Here is a 16,646-nt window from a genome sequence, read left to right on the forward strand (position 1 = left end):
GGGGGCATGTGGAGGTTTCGGCGGACAGTCCCGTCGGCGGCACGATCGTCACCCCTGTCCGCCGCAAGCGCAGCGGGCGCGCCCGCGCCACCCTGACCTGGCTCGCCGTGACGCCGTTCGCGGCCTGGGCCGTCGCCAGGCTCGCGGGGCTGGAGCGCGGGTCGATCCCCACCCAGCTCATGACCGCCACACCGTACGCCGCGGCGGGCTCGCTGATCCCCCTGCTCATCGCCGCGCTGGGGCGCAGGCGCGCCGCCGCCGCGATCGCCCTGCTCACCACCACCGCGCTCGGGTTCAGCGTGCTGCCCAGGGCCTTCGGCACGGCCGAGGCCACTCCTGGCAGGCCGTTCAAGGTGCTGAGCATCAACATGCTGTTCGGGCAGGCCGATGCCCAGGCGATCATGAAGATGGTGCACGAGTTCGACGCCGACGTGCTCAACACCCAGGAGCTGACCCCCTCGGCTGTGGAGCAGCTGGACCAGGCCGGCCTGCGTGATCTGATGCCGCACCGCGTGGTCCAGGCCGAATGGAGCGCGGGCGGGAGCGGGTTGTTCTCCAGGCATCCGCTGGAGCCGATCGCCGGTGTGCCGGCGCGCTCCGCGAGCCACAACACGCCCGCCGCGAGGCTCTCACTGCCCGGCGCGCGGCCGATCGAGTTCATCGACGTGCACCCGTTCCCGCCGCTCGGCCCCCAGGTGCACGAGTGGAACCAGTCGTTGGAGTCGTTCCCCAGTGCCTCCGCCGACGTCGTGCGCATTCTGGCCGGCGACTTCAACGCCTCACTCGATCACGCGGCGTTGCGCCGCCTGCTCGATCGCGGCTACAAGAACGCCGCCGCCCAGGTCGGCGCGGGGCTGATCCCCACCTGGCCGGCGAACAAGCGGATCCCGCCGATCATCACCATCGACCATGTGCTGGTCGACCACCGGGTGGGAGTCAAGGCGGTCAGCGTGCACGACGTGCCCGGCACCGATCATCGGGCGGTGTTCGCGGAGCTCACCGTGCCGTGAGCAGGGCCCGCGTGTTGTCCCAGCCTTCGAGGCCGGGGTCCAGGCGCTCGACGTCGTCCGGGGTGCGCAGGCGGTGCCAGCCCGGCGTGGTCGCCACCATCCGCGGGCCGGGAGCCTGCGCGCGCAACGTCGCCACCAGGTCCGGGTCGTCCAGATCAGGGTCCGCCCAGTCGGGTGCGGGCAGGCCGCAGGCCAGCGCGACGGCCCCGCCGCGCTCGGCCGGACTGACCGTGATCCGCGCCCGGCCCAGCTCCCGGAACAGCTTGCCGACCAGCAACGGCGGCAGATCCGGCGCGTCGCCGGCGATCACCGCCGCCTGATCGCCGCCGAGCCGGTCGAGGATGCTCCGGAGCGACTCGTCCTCGGCGATGGAGATCACCTCGGTGCCGGGCCAGACGATCTCGTCCAGGCCGGGGACGCTCGTCACCAGGACGGGTGTCACCAGCTCCAGGCCGGAGACCATCTCGTAGGTGTCCTCGGCCACCGCCTCCAGCCACAGCCGCGCGTCGACGCCACGGGGGGCGGACTTCGCCATGCTCTGTCGTACCAGGACCGCGACGACGCGCGTCAACATTCCTCCGGTGCCGTCTGCGCCGCGACGGAGAATCCTTCGAGGAACCCGCGCGCCCGCTCTGCCTTGGGATACTGTTCGACCAGCGCCCAGAAACGGGGGCCGTGGCTCGGCACCAGCAGGTGGACGAGCTCGTGGATGATGACGTAGTTGATGACCCATTCGGGCAGGCCCTTGAGGCGGGTCGAGATCCTGATCGTGCCGCTCTCCGGAGTGCAGGAGCCCCATCGATGCCGCTGGTTGTCGACCCAGCGGACGCTCACGGGGTCGGCTCTGCCGTCGAGATACTTCATCGACAGCTCCTTGGCCCGCTCGAGGAGCGCTTCGTCCGTCGGCCGCCGTCGGCGTTCTTTCGCCGCTAGCCGATCGAGCATCCGGCTCACCCATTCATCCGCGTCCTCGCCGCTCAGCCAGGCGGGCAGGAGCACAATCGTCTTGTCGCCGTCACGGTATGCGGAGACCGTGCGCCGGCGACGAGAGCTACGTCGGACCTCGACTGTCTCGGGGGGCACATATGCACGTTAGCCGAGACTGGCCGAATTCCACAGAGGGTGGACGCTGTTTCTGCTGGTCAGATGATTAAGAGCCGGTGAATTTGGGAACACGGCTTTCCCGATGCGCCGCCAGGCCCTCGATCATGTCCGCGGATGTCATGGTCACCGGCTGGGCCAGGGACTCCCATCTGAGCGCGGCTTCCAGGTGTGGATGATCCTCATTGAGTGCGACTTTCGTTAGTTTGGTGGCAATGGGGGCGTTGCCGGCCACTGTTCTGGCGATAGCCAACACCTCCGACATAAGGTCATTTTTCGGGAAAGATCGGTTTACTAGGCCTTTATCGGCAGCTTCGGCGCCGAGGAGTATGCGGCCGGTCAGGAGCATCTCCCTCGCCAGGCCGGTCCCCGCCCGCCTCGGCAGCAGGTAGGTGGCGGCCATCCCCGGGTGCAGGCCCAGTGCCGTGAACGGAGCCAGCAGCTTCGCGTCGTCGGCGGCGTACACGAGGTCGCACGCCAGCGCCACGCACAGGCCCGCACCCACGGCGGCGCCGTTCACCGCGGCGATCGTGGGCACCTCCAGGTCGGTGATGGAGAGCCAGGAGCGGTAGAAGGCGAGCATCCTGTCGCGCAGCCGGTCGACCGGCTCCACGCCCCGCTCCCCCAGCCACGACAGGTCCCCGCCCGCGCAGAAGGCGGTGCCGGCGCCGGTGACCACCACGCAGCGGACGTCTCGATCTCTGGCCAGGGCGGTCATGGTGTGTTGCCAGGCGTCGGTCATGCCGTCGGTCATGGCGTTGCGGACGTCGGGGCGGTTGAGGGTGATCAGGACGACGCCGTCGTCCTGGCGGTCGACGAGAAGATCGTTCATGCGGGGAAGCGTAGCTGGCGGGGTGCTGAGGAGCCGGACTGCGCACGCCGTCGGCGCGATCGGCGCGATCGACGCCATCGGCGGGGCCCTCGCCGCCGGCTCTGCGTCCACGGCCGTGCCATGGTGGGCGTCGTTTTTTCGCTCGTTTTCGGGCGAGTGGTCACAGAGCTGGCACGGGCGGGTGGTCATCCGCAGGGCTCCGGGGCGGATGGTCATCCACAGGCGGTCAGGTGTCGGCGGAAGTTATCCACAGGGGCGCGAAAAGCGACTCGGGATCTTGAAGGCTCGTGCGAATCTTCGGGCCATGAGGCCACGTGTGAAACCCGCCCTCCGGTGCGTCGACCGCGACGAGCACACCCTGCAGATCGGCCTGCATCCTCAGCGGGCGCTCATGCTGACCGGCCTGACTCGGCCGATCCGCCAGTGGATCGACACTCTCGACGGCACCCGTGACCTCGCCCACGTGCTGCGCGAGGCCGTGGCGGCTGGGCTGGACGAGCCCAGCGCCCGATCCCTGCTCGACCGGCTCATCGAGCAAGGCGTGCTGCACGACGCCTCGGCCCCGCCGTTCCCACTCCCGTTGGCGGAGCTCGACCGCCTCAGACCCGACCTGGAGGCCCTGGACCTGGCCTCCTCCACCCCCGACGGTGGCCGGGAGACGATGCGGCGCAGGAGAGAGGCGCACGTGCGCGTCTACGGCGCCGGCCGGGTGGGTGCCCAGGTCGTCGCCCTGCTGGCCGCAGCCGGCGTGGGGACGATCCGGGTGATCGATCCCGAGCCGACCCGCCCGGAGGACCTTGCTCCCGGCGGCCTGACCTGGTCCGAGTTCGGCCTCAGCCGCCAGGACGGCACGGTGGCACTAGCCCGCAGAGCCACCACCCCTCCCTCACCAGAGCAACCTGATGGCCGCACACCAAGCTCCCCAAGCGCGCCCTCTTCGGCCAACGCCCGGACCGCTTACGCCAAGCCCGGCCCCGTGTCGCGCTCGGACAGCAGCGCGAACGGACATCATCCGCCCACGGAAGCCGGACCCAGCGCCTCCAGCGGCAACGACCGTCAAGGCCCCACCCAGGAGGCAAAGCTCCGCCGGCCACCCACCACCAACTCCGGCATGAACCGTCAGAACCCAACCACAGACGCCGAGCCCGGCCGCGCGCTCACCACCGACGGCGCCACGAACCGTCTAAGCCCCATCACGGCCACCGAACCCGGCCACACATCCACCACCAACGGAGCCACGAACCGTCATCAAACCCCAACCACGAGGGCGAAGCCCAGCAGCGCACGCAGCCCGAACGGGGGCGGGAACCGTCAGAGCCTCATGACGGACGCCGAGCCCGGCTGCGCGTCCTCCTTCACCAGGGGTGCGGATCGTCGGGCGCCGACCGTGGACGTGCAGGCCGGTGGGCCGTATCTGAGTGACAAGACCCAGCGGCCCGATCTCGTGATCCTTACGCCGGTGCGGCCGCTCGACCGTGTGCTCGTCAACGAGCTCATCGCCCTGGGCATCCCGCACCTTCTCGTGGCGGCCTTCGAGGGTCACGGTTGCGTGGGGCCCCTAGTCCTGCCTGGTCAGACCGCATGTTTGCATTGCCTAGACTTGGCTCGTCGCGACCGCGACCCAGCCTGGCCGATCGTCACCGCACGCCTCGGCGGTTATCCGCCGGGCGAAATCGCCTGCGATGCGGTCCTCGCAAGCCTGGTGGCGGCCGCGGCGGCCGGTCACGCGCTCGCCCACCTTGAGGGCCGGGACGCGGTTGTGACCAACGGCACAATGGATGTCTTCCCTGATTGGCACTGGGAACGGCGATCGTGGGTCATGCATCCGCAATGTCGTTGTACGCGAAACAACCCATATCCGCGCACAATGGTCATGTCAGCTACCTGCGATTGACGTGCTCAGGTATCGACCATGAAGGGGGGAAGTGGCATCCCGTTTGGGATTCCGCGCATCAGTGTGAGCGATCTTCCACGCCGAGCAGTCACGCGCTCCGCCAAGTTGGCCGCCCTTCCACTCGGTTTCGCCGGTCGCACCGCCATGGGGCTCGGCAAGCGCATCGGCGGCAAGTCCGCGGAGATCGTCGCGGAGGAGATCCAGCAGCGCACCGCCGAGCAGATCTTCAAGGTCCTCGGCGAGCTCAAGGGCGGGGCGATGAAGCTCGGCCAGGCCCTGTCCATCTTCGAGGCCGCCCTGCCACAGGAGATCGTCGGCCCTTACCGCGCGACCCTCACCAAGCTTCAGGACGCCGCACCCCCGTTGCCCGCCGCCACCGTTCACAAAGTGCTCACTGAGCAGCTCGGCGACGACTGGCGCGACAACTTCCTCTCCTTCGACGACCAGCCGACCGCGGCCGCCTCGATCGGCCAGGTGCACCAGGCCGTGTGGCACGACGGCCGGCAGGTCGCGGTCAAGATTCAGTACCCAGGGGCCGGCAAGGCCCTGCTCGGTGACTTCGCCCAGCTGGCTCGCCTGGGCAAGATGTTCGGCGCGCTGCTTCCCGGTCTCGACATCAAGGCGGTGCTGGCCGAGCTGCGCGACCGGGTGGCCGAGGAGCTCGACTACCTGCGCGAGGCCGAGGCTCAGCACGCCTTCGCCCTCGAATTCCACAACGACCCCGACTTCCACGTCCCCGACGTGATCGCCGCCAACGAGATGATCCTGGTCAGCGAGTGGATGGACGGCACCCCACTGTCGCGCGTCATCACGGACGGCACCAAGGAGGAGCGGGACCACGCCGGCCTGCTGTTCGTCCGGTTCCTGTTCTGCTCCCCCGCCCGCGTCGGCATGCTGCACGCCGACCCGCACCCGGGCAATTTCCGCATACTGCCCAACGGCAAGCTCGGCATCCTCGACTTCGGCGCCGTCAACCGCATGCCCGGCGGCTACCCCACGGTCTTCGGCCAGCTGACCCGCATCTTCAACCAAGGCGACATGGACACCGTCGTGAACGGGCTGCGTGAGGAAGGCTTCATCCGCCCCGGCATAGAGATCGACCCCGATGCCCTGCGCGCCTTCCTCGCGCCCTACGTCGAGCCGACAGCCGTCGAGGAGTTCACTTTCAGCCGCGAATGGCTTCGAGCCCAGGCGGCCAGCGTCACCGACCTCCGCCCCACCAACGTCGTACGCCAGCTCAATCTGCCGGCCTCCTACGTCCTCATTCACCGTGTACACGCGGCCGGCGTCGGCGTTCTATGCCAGCTCGGCACCACTGCCCGCTTCCGTGACGAGGCCGTCCGCTGGGTCCCCGGCTTCATCGACGACCCTAACGACGAAGCCCTCGCCGTCCCTTGAAACAACGCTCTCGCCCACCCGTTGAACCGAAAGCTTCCCGCTCCCACAAGGCGGTTCCCTCCCCATGAGGCGAGAAGCTTCCCCCTATTGGGCGCGAGCTATTGGGCGCGAGCTTCCTTCCCCGTGTTCCCCGTGGGCGAGAGCTTTCGCCCTCCCGTAGTCCGTGTCTTTTGAACCTCCCGGTGCCCACCGTGATCATAGCCTTGGAGGATGAAGCTTCGAGCTCGGCGACAAGCGTGGAATCGAGCCGATGCAGCCCGTGAAGACCAGTTCAGAATCCCCTTCCAGGTGCCCAAAGCGCAGGCCTCCATCAGGGCGGAGGGGTAGTGCATACACATGGCCTGCCCGGCCTCTCGGCAGGCGCACCGGACGCCCTGTGAGTTGACTCGACCGCCGAGCAAGCCGTCGACCAGTGGTCCCGGCCAACACCTCCTCGGGGCAGCACGAGATCGGCCCATCCGCGAATTGGCGCGACGAGGAGGTCGCCGTCCGGGTCGGCACTGACCGTTGCACCACGGCAGGTGACCTGAGGGCCTCGAATCAATGGCCAAGTACTGTCTGGTCGACCACTTCAGGCGTCGAAGAAGCCACCGCCAACCGGAGACCTTCTTGCCGGTTAGAAGTGCGTACACGAAGACGACGCCCGCCGTGGGACGGCGTACACGAAAATCCGCCAGCGGCGGGTCACGGTGGCTCTGTCGCAGGTTGAGAAGTGCCGGGAAAGGCCAGCACTCACGCATCGCGGCAGGCGCCTGCGCGGTGGAGATGACAGGAGGCGGGAGAGGTCAGCACTCACGCATCGCGGCGCGGATTTGTGCGGTGGGGATGGGTGGGGTTGGGAGGGGTTGGGCTGCTGCTGTGCGTAGGCCGTCCAGGGTCAGGGCCAGGTGGCGTCGCCAGGCGCCGGGTGCCACCTTGTGGGTGGCTCTGATGGTCGCCGCCATGGCCCAGATTACGAAGGCCATGTCGGCGAGGGTGATGTCGGGTCGCAAATCTCCGGATCGTTGGGCTCGGTTGAGGATCTCCCGCATCAGGGCGTGCCCGCGATCGCCGTCGGCTGCCGTTGTCCGTGCGGCGAGGTCGTTGTAGCCGAGGTCCGCGGCCTGTAGTTCGCACACGCCGGTCAGGAACGCGACGAAGCCCTCCCAGGCGTCGGCCGTCGCCAGCGCCTGCTCAGCGAGCTCGGCCACGGTCGCCACTCGGTCCGCGAAGACTGCTTCCACCAGGGTGTCCCTTGTGGGGAAGCGGTTGTAGAGGGTCCCGATGCTCACCCCGGCCGTGCGTGCGACCTCTTCGAGAGGCACGTCGAGCCCCCGGTCCGCGAACAGCTGCCGGGCCGCTTGCAGGAGGCGCTCGCGGTTCTGCAGGGCGTCCTTGCGCATGGCCGCAAGCTTAGCTAACTTGAGGAGCACTTCAAGTTGAGGAGGGCCTCAATCTATGACCCGCACCATCGTGATCACGGGAGGTACGAACGGCATCGGCAGGGCCTTGGCCCGTCACTACGCCCAACGAGGTGATCAGGTCGTGGCCGTGGGCAGCAGCGAGGATGGTGGGCGGCGCCTGCGCGAGGAGGTGCCGGGGGTTCGTTTCATCCGGGCTGACCTCAGTTCCCTTCGCCAGAGCAGTGATTTGGTGGAACGGCTCCGCACCGAGCACCCCGTGGTCGACGCGCTGGTGCTCGCCGCGTTCCGGTTCAACCCGACACGGGTGGAGACCGAGGAGGGTTTCGAGCACACCTTCGCCCTCTACGTGCTCAACCGCTGGCTCCTGGCCGAGGGGCTGCGCGGCCCGTTGGAGAAGGCGGCGGCACCGGTGATCATCAATCTGTGCGGCGCTGGGCAGGGCGGAGCGGGAAAGGGCGGACCTGGTAAGCGCGGAGCTGGTAAGGGCGGAGCTGGTAAGGGCGGTCTGATTCGCTGGGACGATCTTCAGTTCAAGGACAGGTACCGGGCGGTCGCCGCGACCATGCAGGGCGCCAGGGCCAGCGAACTGCTCGGGGCGGCCTACGCCTCTGAGCGTACGAAGTACGTGCTGTACAACCCGGTGTTCGTCGCGACAGGGCTGCACGAGCCCTTCGGTCAGCCGCTGCGCAGTCTCGTACGGGTGGCATCGGCGGTATTCGCCCAACCGGTGGCCAAGGCGGTGCGGCCGATCGCCGCGCTCATCGACCAGCCGCCGGCCGAGCCGCTCACGGCCTGGAAGAAGGGGAAGATCATCGATCTCGCCGTGGACCTGAACGAGGTACGGCGGTTCGAGGAAACCATCCGCGCCATGGCCCAGTCCGGCTTGCCCTAGCAGCTCTGGGGTTGTGCCGGTACGTGAATCGCCGGCCACCCTCCTTGGCCCACCTGACATCCGGCCTCAAGCTGAGGATGCTCAGGGCGGCTCAGCGTGAAGCGGCTTCGAAGAGTTCGATGAGGTTGCCGGCTGGGTCGGCGAGGAGGATCTGCTTGCCGCCGGGACCGGCGATGACGTCGCCGCGGAAGGACAGTCCGGCGGCGCGGAGGCGGGCGATCTCGATGTCGAGGTCGTCGACGATGAGGTGGATGCGGTTGCGGCCTGGCGCGGTCGAGTCGTCGGGCGTGGCGCGGGCGCCGGAGCTCGCGGGGCCGGACAGGAGCAGGCGCAACGGGCCGCGGACCACGTCGGCGAAGGCGGGGGCCGGGTGGGTGCGCAGGGTGAAGCCGAGGTGGGTGGTGTAGAAGTGGACGGCGGCGGCCACGTCGTCGACGATGTAGCGGACGCTGGCGAGATCGTCGGGTGTTGTTGTCATGGCTCGATCTCCAGACTTGTGGCTTGGGCGAGGACGGGCAGCAGGTAGCGGATGCGGGTGTCGATCTCCGCTGCCGTTTCTCTGAAGGCGGAGTAGCTCGCGTGGTCGATGTCGCTGGTGGCGGCCGACTCGGTGTCACTCATGGCGGCCGACTCGGCCTCGCTGGTCGCATCCTGATCGTTGTCGCGGGTGATGACTGAGCCGATGTCGCTGGTGGTGGCCGGGTCGGGGATGCTCCAGTGGATTTGGCGCGGGTGGCCGGCGAATTCAGCGCGGACCTCGCGGACCTTGTCGCACAGGCTGATCAGGTGATCGAACCGGTGGTGGGTCACCGTGTCCAGGTGGCGTGGCCGCTGGCCGGCCAGGTCGATGCCGTAGTGCTCGCGTAGGACTCGTACAGCTTGGGGGTGGATGCGCGGTTTGGGGTGACTGCCGGCGCTGGTCACCCGTACGTGGCCGCCGGTGCGGTGGCGCAGCAGGGCTTCGGCGATCGGCGAGCGGGCGCTGTTGCCCGTGCACATGAACAGCACGCGGGGCTGGAGCTCGGCGGTCGTGGACGGTGGCGGGGCGGGGTCGGCGCGCAGCGCCGGGTGCAGGGCGAGGCCGGCGGCGGTCAGCGCCTGCGCGCAGCGCTCCAGGTCCAGATGGTAGTAGGTGTCACGGGCGTCGAAGCTGCTCCTGTGGGCGGTGACCAGGCCGCCGCCGCGGAGCAGCCGCAGGTGGTAGGAGATCAGGTTCTGCGGCTGGCCGAGCAGGTGGACCAGCTCGCGGACGCGGTAGTCGCTCGCGGCCAGCTCGGTCAGCAGCCGCCACCGCAGTGGGTGGGCGGCCAGCCGCACGAACGCCGGTGGCGTCTGACCCGTGGTGACCATGTCAGCAGAATACATCAAATCAATTTGATGGAATCAATGGACGTGCCGTATGTGGCAAGCCGATCGGCGGCGAATCTGCCATACAAGGAGGCATGAGTCTTCCGATCGAGCCGCAGCCGCCGGATCGAGGCCCGGGGCGGATCATCATGCTCAACGGCGCCTCCAGCTCGGGCAAGTCCACGCTCGCCAGGTCACTGCAGCGGCGTCTGGACGAGCCGTTCCTGTACGTGTCGTCCGATCAGTTCGTGGCGGCCGGGATGTTGCCGGAGCGTCGTGATCGTGACGGGCCGTTCGCCTGGTGGCCGGAGATGCGCCCGCGCTTCTTCCACGGGTTCCATCGCTGCCTGCCCGCGCTGGCCGGAGCGGGGAACGACCTGATCGTGGAGCACATCATCGAGTTCCCGGCCTGGCGCGTGCTGCTCGCCGAGTTACTGGCCGGGTTCGATGTCTTCCTGGTGGGTGTGCACTGCGACCTCGACGAGCTCGACCGCAGGGAACGGGCCCGCGGTGATCGGCGTATCGGCGAAGGCCGGGCGCATGTCGAAAAGGACGGCATTCACACCTTCGGGCCGTACGACTACGAGGTCGACACCACGCGGACGACGGACGCCGCCGACGCGGTGCTCACGGCCTGGCGAGAGCGAGGCCGGCGACGGGCACTGACGTAACGCGCCTTCCGGAGGCATTCGCGAATGATCGCCCGGAACGAACCGCCTCCGGCCCGGTCCTGTTCACCACACGACCGCGACTTCCTGTGGCATGTCCTGTTGAGTTCTTTCGGGGTGCTTACGACAGCTCGCCAGGTCTGAGCGGGCGGCCCCTGAGCGCGCATGCTTACGGCGTAATCACCAGAGAGGAAGGCCGTACATGCGTCTCTACCGGATGGCCGCCGTGGCCGCCCATGTCTGTGCTGTGATTCTGATCGTGAACGTGCTCCGTCGCGCGGGGATCGTCCCCGAAACGGCTCTCACGCATGCCATCGCCCCGTTCGGGGCGCTGACGGGACTGTTCGCGATCACCGGCCTGTACCTGCTCGTCAGGGGCGGTGCGGGCAACGTCGGCCTGATCGGATACCTGCTCAACGCGGCCGGCCTCGCCGGAGCGTTCGCCATCGAGTACGCGCTGCACTTCGTTTTCCCGTCACTCGACGCCGCCACGATAACCGGACTCCTCGCGGGGACCACGGGCATGGCCTTCCTCGTCACTTCGGTCGTACTGGTGACGGGGGTGCTGATGTTCAGCGCGGCGGCCATCAGGACCGGCCTGCTGCCTCCGCTGGGTGTGGCGCTCTACGCCGTGGGGATGATCCCCGGCTCGCTGCGCAACGCGGTCCCGCTGCCGGTCTATCTCATCGGCCTGGTCGTTGCAGCGGTGGGGATCGCCTGGTTGGCCACCCGTCTGTGGTCGGCCGAGGACGAACCGCGCGTGGCCGCCGCTTCCGGAGCCGTCGCGCACTGACGGCCGACGCCGGAAAAGAAGCGCCGGAAAAGGAACCGCCGCGAAAACGACCCCGGCCCGGAAACGACACCGCCCCGCGGGGAACAGGTCGTGTTCCCCGCGGGGCGATCGATGGTCACCAAGCTGATGTCGGAGGATCCGGGAGATCCTGCGCCGGCGGCAGGATCTCCCGGATCAGCCCTCCATGCTCAGGGCCCGGCTGAGGCGCTCGTTCGCCCGCTGGACCCGGCGCTCAGCCCGCTGGATGCGGCTGATGCGCGCGACCAGGCCTTGCTCCCGCGCCTCTTGATGGAGCGTTTGTATTCGGTCGTTTACCAATTCATGGTAGAGAGACGGAAGCGAGACGTGACTCGTCGGGATGCTCATTGCCTGTCTTCTTTCTGTCGGAAGTCGGTGGTGGAACTGGCTTTGGTTCAGGCAGCGACCGGGTGCTTGCGCGGACGGCCGCGCGGACGCTTACGGGGAACGACGGTCCCGCGGAGGATGAGCTCGCCACCCCAGACGCCCCAAGGCTCCTCGCGCTCGAGCGCGCGGGCCAGGCAGGCCTTCTGGATCGGGCAGCCGCCACAGAGCGCCTTGGCGAACTCGACGTCCTCCGGTGACTCAGCGAACCACAGGTCAGGGTCGGTACGGCAGGGGATCTCGGCTTCGTCGATCAGGTCCATGATCGTCTTCGCCCCCATCTGCTTTCTCCTTCGATCGGTCTTTTTGAGCTTGTTCTGGCACCTCGGGGGTGTTCGGGGATCACGGACAAACAAAGAGGCCGCGGATCCTGTGTGCGGATCCGCGGCCTGGGGGCTGCTATGTGCCGGTCAGGTTATGACCGGCGCATCCCTCCAGGGTTGCGGACCGCACATTCCACCCTTGGTGAACTGCGGGGTCGGCACTTCGGCGCCTGCGACGAGGGCAGGAGCGATCAGGGCGGCCGCACCGTAGTGGGCACGCGCGTAGAAAGCGGAGTCCTGACGTCGGGCAGACTGCTCCCGCCGCAGCTTGGCCGGCCCATGGACGAGCCTCACCGAGTCACGGCATGCGGAAGCGAGCCACTGCGTGGCCGTCATGTTCATGCTGATCACCGGGGCTCACCTCCACTCTGGGATCGTCGGGCTGAATGCCCGACTCGCTTGTCCAAGACCCTAAACCGGGATCCGGGAACTGGGCAACATATTTTCTACCTGCGATTTTACGACTTTGTCACACGGATCATGGCCTCCTGCACCACCGACACCACCAGTTCGCCCGAAGCGGTGAACATCTCGCCCCGCGCGAGCCCTCTCGCCGCCCCTGACCAGGGGGACTCCTGGGCGTACAGCAGCCAGTCGTCGGCCCGGAACGGCCGGTGGAACCACATGGCGTGATCCAGGGAGGCGCCCATGACGTTGGAGGCGCCCCAGGCCATGCCGTGCGCCAGCAAGATCGTGTCGACCAGGGTGAAGTCGGAGGCGTAGGCGGCCAGCACCACGTGCAGCAGCGGATCGTCCGGCAGGTCGGCGTCGTAGCGGAACCAGACGTTGGTCTCGGCGCTGCGCAGCGCCGGGTCGGCGTACGCCTCCCAGGTCAGCGGGGAGGCGTACCGGGAGTCCACCGGGCGCGGGCGGGAGGCCCACTCGCGCAGCTCCGGATGGGTGCCCAGCAGCTTCGACATCCGCTCCTGGTACGCGGGCAGCGACTCGGCGTCCGGCACGTCGGGCTTCACCGCCGCCTGGTGCGCCACGCCGTCCTCCAGGACGTGGAACGACGCGGACATCGTGAAGATGGTCTTGCCGTGCTGGATGGCCTTGACCCGGCGCGTGGTGAACGACCTGCCGTCGCGCACGCGTTCGACGTTGTAGACGATCGGCACCGAAGGGTCGCCGGGGCGGATGAAGTAGGCGTGCAGGGAGTGCACGTGCCGGTCGGAGTCCACGGTGCGACCGGCCGCGACCAGCGCCTGCGCGGCGACCTGCCCGCCGAAGACGCGCTGGATGCGCTCCTCCGGGCTGCGCCCCCGGAACATGTCCAGTTCGAGCTGCTCAAGGTCGAGCAGGTCGAGGAGCTCCTTCAGCGCCTCGTTCACAGATCCCCCTCGCATCGGCGGTGTCCGGAATTCCGCCCGTCATCATGGTGCCATCACAGCGGGACTCATGGAGAGGCGGTACGGCAGAGGCCGAGGACCGCCTCGCCGTAGCGGTCGAGCTTGACGCGGCCGATGCCGGCGATGGACAGCAGCTCCTGCTCGGTGGTGGGCGCGCGCTCCGCGATGGCCTGCAGCGTCACGTCGGTGAACACGACGTACGGCGGCAGCTTCGCCTCCTTGGCGGTGGCCGCGCGCCAGACCTTCAGGCTCTCCAGCAGGGCCTCGTCGTACTCGGCCGGACAGGTGGAGCAGCGGCCGAGCTTCTGCTCCGGCGCCGTGGTCAGGGACTTGGCGCAGACGCGGCAGCTCACCGGGGCCGCGACCGGGCGGCGTTCGCGGGCGGGCGCGTGTGAGGAGGCCGCCGCGCGTGAGGAGGCGGGCGCGCGGCCGGTGAGGCCGTCGAGGAAGCGGGACGGGCGGCGGCTCTTACGGCCTCCGGGGGCGCGCGACAGCGCCCAGGACAGGGACAGGTGCTCGCGGGCCCGGGTGATGCCGACGTAGAGCAGGCGGCGCTCCTCCTCGATCTGCTCCGGGGTCTCGGCGTAGATGATGGGGATCATGCCGTCGGTCAGGCCGACGAGGAAGACCGCGTCCCACTCCAGGCCCTTGGCGGCGTGCAGGGAGGCCAGGGTGACCCCCTCGATCGGGGGCGCGTGCTGCTCGGCGGCGCGGCGTTCGAGCTCGGCGACGAACGCCTGGAGGTCCGCGCCGGTGGCGGCCAGGTCCTCGGCGAGGTCCGCCAGGGCCTTGAGCGACTCCCACTTCTCGCGCGCCTTGCCGCCGCCGGGCGGTGACGGCGTCAGGCCGACGCCCGCCAGGATGTGGTGGACCTCGGCGGCCAGCGGCTCGCCGGCGGCGGAGCGGGCCGCGCCGCGCAGCAGCACGATCGCCTGCCGCACCTCCGGACGCTCGAAGAAGCGCTCCGCGCCGCGCAGGACGTACGGGAGGCCGGCCTTGGACAGGGCCTGCTCGTAGGCCTCCGACTGGGAGTTGGTGCGGAAGAGCACGGCGATCTCGCGGGACGGCACGCCCTGGTCGATCAGCTTGCGGATGGCGCGGGCGACTCCGGCGGCCTCGGCGGGCTCGTCGTCGTAGTCGGCGAAGGCCGGCCGGGGGCCTTCGGGTCGCTGCGCGATCAGCTCCACGCGGTGCGGCGACCGCCCTTTGGCGATGACCAGGTTGGCCAGGTCGACCACCTGCGGCGTGGAGCGGTAGTCGCGGACCAGCTTGATGACCGCGGCGTCAGGGTGCTCGACGGCGAAGTTGGTCAGATAGCGGGGGGTGGCGCCGGTGAAGGAGTAGATCGTCTGGTTGGGGTCGCCGACCACGCACACGTCCTTGCGACCGCCGAGCCAGGTGTCGAGCAGGAGCTTCTGCAGCGGGTTGACGTCTTGGTACTCGTCGACGACGAAGTAGCGATACTGCTGGCGGATCTGCCCCGCCACCTCCTGGTGCTCGGTCATCACCGCGGCGGTGAGCTCCAGGATGGTCTCGAAGTCGACCAGGTGGCGCTCGCGCCTGATCCGCTCGTAGGACTCGTAGAGGCGGGCCACCTCCTCGGCCGGGACGGGGGAGGTGCGGTGGTGCTTGGCCGCCGCCGCGACGTAGTCCTCCGGGCCGACCTGGGTGACCTTGGCCCACTCGACTTCGGCCGCGATGTCCCGCAGCTCGGACCGATCCGGATTTTTCCGGATCTGGCGGCAGGCTTCCACCAGCACCGGGAGCTTGGACTCGATCACCGACGGCGCCGCGCCGCCGATCACCCGGGGCCAGAAGTAGGTGAGCTGCCGCAGCGCGGCGGCGTGGAAGGTGCGCGCCTGCACCCCGGGCGCCCCCAGCGCGTGCAGCCGCTGCCGCAGCTCGCCCGCCGCCCGTGTGGTGAATGTCACTGCGAGCACGCTGCGTGCGTCGACCACTCCGCTGCGCACGGCATGAGCGATGCGGTGCGTGATCGCCCTGGTCTTTCCCGTGCCGGCGCCGGCGAGCACGCAGACGGGCCCACGCAGGGTCTCTGCCACCTCACGCTGCTCCGGATCGAGGCCGGACAGCACGTCATCCACGCTGTTCACCTGTCCATCCTCCCAGCCGGTGGCGGTCCAGGCTCCATTCTGACAACCTGCGGCATTCGCCCGTTGCAGGTAACGCCCAGGCAACTCCCAGGCAACAAGGTGCAAAGAGCTCGTCTCTTCCATCACAATGGGGCCGTCCCTGAGCATGGAGGAGGAAGGAAGGCCGTGCGAACAGCGGTTTCCTTGAGCGCGATAGCGCTCGCGTGTGTCGCGCTCGCGCCCGCGACCGCAGCGGCGACCACGGCGGCGTCCACGGACCCCGTGCCGGGTCCGACGCCGACGACCTCCGTGACCGATCTGGACGGAATGGGCGGCCTGGCCTCCGAGACCGTCTCCTATGGCAAGCACCGTCATCAGCAGATGGACGTCTGGTGGACGCCCGACGGCCAGAAGCGCCCGGGGATCTTCATCGTCCACGGCGGCTGGTGGTCCAGCGGCGACAAGAAGCAGATGACCGAGATCACTCGGACGTACGCCGACCGCGGCTACACGGTCTTCAACCTCAACTACCGGCTCTCCACCGAGGCGGCCTGGCCCGCCCAGCGCGCCGACGCGCTGGACGCCATCGCCACGGCCAAGCGGCACGCCGACAGGTGGGCGTTCGACGCGGGCAACTTCGTGGTGACCGGCTTCTCCGCGGGCGGCCACATCGCCGCGGCCGTGGGCACCTACGGCAACGGCATGCCGGGGCTCAAGGGCGTCGTGGGCCTGTCGCCGATCATCTCTCCGCTGCGCGCCTACACCGACGGCGCCACGGCCGCCGACCCCTACGCGGCGCGCCTCCGCAAGGCGGCGATCCAGCTGGCCGGCGGCTGCGCGCCCAAGGGCAAGTGCTCGCGGGTCTGGGCCAGCATGGAGGTCGCCTGGCACGCCAGCGCCAAGGACGCGCCGATGCTGACCGTGCACTCGCAGTTCGAGTTCGTGCCTCCGGTGCAGAGCATGCTGCTGAAGCAGACGCTCGCCAAGGCGGGTGTGCCGGTGCAGGTCGTGACCGTGCCGGGCACGGCGCACGCCTCCGGGCTGCACCGTAACGTGAGCGTGGCCGAGCGCGTACAGAAGTGGATCACCGAGCGCATCGGGTGAGGGATTACCCGGGCTCCCGGGGTTGTTGCACGGATCGCCT

The 16,646-nt window shown here is 68.9% G+C and carries 16 protein-coding genes; 7 read left to right on the forward strand and 9 right to left on the reverse strand.

Annotated elements, in window-relative coordinates; translation table 11 throughout:
- Positions 1-8 precede the first annotated feature (8 nt).
- Positions 9-1,010, forward strand: a complete 1,002-nt coding sequence (locus ACIBQX_RS33365) for an endonuclease/exonuclease/phosphatase family protein (RefSeq protein ID WP_397011591.1) — start codon at positions 9-11, stop codon at positions 1,008-1,010.
- On the opposite strand, the gene ACIBQX_RS33370 is transcribed toward ACIBQX_RS33365, so the two are convergent.
- From ACIBQX_RS33370 to ACIBQX_RS33380, 3 genes are all read right to left on the reverse strand, one after another.
- Positions 997-1,584: a hypothetical protein gene (locus tag ACIBQX_RS33370; protein ID WP_397011593.1), complete on the reverse strand. Its 588-nt coding sequence runs from the start codon at positions 1,582-1,584 to the stop codon at positions 997-999. The two genes, ACIBQX_RS33365 and ACIBQX_RS33370, sit on opposite strands and share 14 nt — an antisense overlap.
- On the reverse strand, positions 1,578-2,093 hold the full coding sequence (locus ACIBQX_RS33375; protein WP_397011595.1) for a M48 family metallopeptidase: 516 nt from the start codon (positions 2,091-2,093) through the stop codon (positions 1,578-1,580). The genes ACIBQX_RS33370 and ACIBQX_RS33375 overlap by 7 nt, the downstream gene beginning before the upstream one ends.
- Before the next feature lie 67 nt (positions 2,094-2,160).
- The gene (locus ACIBQX_RS33380) at positions 2,161-3,132 is read right to left on the reverse strand and encodes an enoyl-CoA hydratase/isomerase family protein (protein ID WP_397011597.1); all 972 of its coding nucleotides are present in this window, start codon (positions 3,130-3,132) and stop codon (positions 2,161-2,163) included.
- A 115-nt stretch (positions 3,133-3,247) separates the two neighbouring features.
- On the opposite strand from ACIBQX_RS33380, the gene ACIBQX_RS33385 reads away from it, so the two are divergent.
- Both ACIBQX_RS33385 and ACIBQX_RS33390 read left to right on the forward strand, forming a co-directional pair.
- On the forward strand, positions 3,248-4,837 hold the full coding sequence (locus tag ACIBQX_RS33385; protein WP_397011599.1) for a ThiF family adenylyltransferase: 1,590 nt from the start codon (positions 3,248-3,250) through the stop codon (positions 4,835-4,837).
- Between the two features lie 63 nt (positions 4,838-4,900).
- Positions 4,901-6,235 (forward strand): ABC1 kinase family protein, encoded by a 1,335-nt coding sequence (locus tag ACIBQX_RS33390; RefSeq protein WP_397011601.1) that lies wholly within the window; start codon positions 4,901-4,903, stop codon positions 6,233-6,235.
- A 785-nt stretch (positions 6,236-7,020) separates the two neighbouring features.
- Here the strand turns inward: ACIBQX_RS33390 and ACIBQX_RS33395 are convergent.
- Entirely contained in the window at positions 7,021-7,617 is a 597-nt protein-coding gene (locus ACIBQX_RS33395; RefSeq protein WP_397011603.1) for a TetR/AcrR family transcriptional regulator, read from the reverse strand.
- Between the two features lie 55 nt (positions 7,618-7,672).
- On the opposite strand from ACIBQX_RS33395, the gene ACIBQX_RS33400 reads away from it, so the two are divergent.
- Positions 7,673-8,530 (forward strand): SDR family NAD(P)-dependent oxidoreductase, encoded by an 858-nt coding sequence (locus ACIBQX_RS33400; RefSeq protein ID WP_397011605.1) that lies wholly within the window; start codon positions 7,673-7,675, stop codon positions 8,528-8,530.
- Between the two features lie 91 nt (positions 8,531-8,621).
- Here ACIBQX_RS33400 and ACIBQX_RS33405 read toward each other — a convergent pair whose 3' ends face one another.
- Both ACIBQX_RS33405 and ACIBQX_RS33410 read right to left on the reverse strand, forming a co-directional pair.
- Positions 8,622-9,008, reverse strand: coding sequence for a VOC family protein (locus ACIBQX_RS33405; protein WP_397011607.1), 387 nt, complete (start codon positions 9,006-9,008; stop codon positions 8,622-8,624).
- Entirely contained in the window at positions 9,005-9,880 is an 876-nt protein-coding gene (locus ACIBQX_RS33410; protein ID WP_397011609.1) for an ArsR family transcriptional regulator, read from the reverse strand. The genes ACIBQX_RS33405 and ACIBQX_RS33410 overlap by 4 nt, the downstream gene beginning before the upstream one ends.
- A 92-nt stretch (positions 9,881-9,972) precedes the next feature.
- On the opposite strand from ACIBQX_RS33410, the gene ACIBQX_RS33415 reads away from it, so the two are divergent.
- Both ACIBQX_RS33415 and ACIBQX_RS33420 read left to right on the forward strand, forming a co-directional pair.
- On the forward strand, positions 9,973-10,548 hold the full coding sequence (locus ACIBQX_RS33415; protein ID WP_397011611.1) for a chloramphenicol phosphotransferase CPT family protein: 576 nt from the start codon (positions 9,973-9,975) through the stop codon (positions 10,546-10,548).
- A 199-nt stretch (positions 10,549-10,747) separates the two neighbouring features.
- The gene (locus ACIBQX_RS33420; protein ID WP_397011613.1) at positions 10,748-11,338 is read left to right on the forward strand and encodes a hypothetical protein; all 591 of its coding nucleotides are present in this window, start codon (positions 10,748-10,750) and stop codon (positions 11,336-11,338) included.
- A gap of 413 nt (positions 11,339-11,751) precedes the next feature.
- Here the strand turns inward: ACIBQX_RS33420 and ACIBQX_RS33425 are convergent, their stop codons facing one another.
- The 3 genes from ACIBQX_RS33425 to ACIBQX_RS33435 form a co-directional block, all read right to left on the reverse strand.
- Positions 11,752-12,021, reverse strand: a complete 270-nt coding sequence (locus ACIBQX_RS33425; RefSeq protein ID WP_189141775.1) for a WhiB family transcriptional regulator — start codon at positions 12,019-12,021, stop codon at positions 11,752-11,754.
- A 500-nt stretch (positions 12,022-12,521) separates the two neighbouring features.
- On the reverse strand, positions 12,522-13,394 hold the full coding sequence (locus ACIBQX_RS33430; protein ID WP_397011615.1) for an acyl-CoA thioesterase: 873 nt from the start codon (positions 13,392-13,394) through the stop codon (positions 12,522-12,524).
- A gap of 65 nt (positions 13,395-13,459) precedes the next feature.
- The gene (locus ACIBQX_RS33435; protein ID WP_397012227.1) at positions 13,460-15,514 is read right to left on the reverse strand and encodes an ATP-dependent DNA helicase UvrD2; all 2,055 of its coding nucleotides are present in this window, start codon (positions 15,512-15,514) and stop codon (positions 13,460-13,462) included.
- A gap of 192 nt (positions 15,515-15,706) precedes the next feature.
- Here ACIBQX_RS33435 and ACIBQX_RS33440 point away from each other — a divergent pair, with 192 nt between their 5' ends.
- Positions 15,707-16,606 carry an alpha/beta hydrolase gene (locus tag ACIBQX_RS33440; RefSeq protein ID WP_397011617.1) on the forward strand — a complete coding sequence of 300 codons (900 nt, stop codon included), beginning with the start codon at positions 15,707-15,709 and terminating at the stop codon, positions 16,604-16,606.
- The last annotated feature ends 40 nt before the right edge of the window (positions 16,607-16,646 follow it).

The organism is Nonomuraea sp. NPDC049714, assembly GCF_044465295.1.
Classification (GTDB): Bacteria; Actinomycetota; Actinomycetes; order Streptosporangiales; family Streptosporangiaceae; genus Nonomuraea.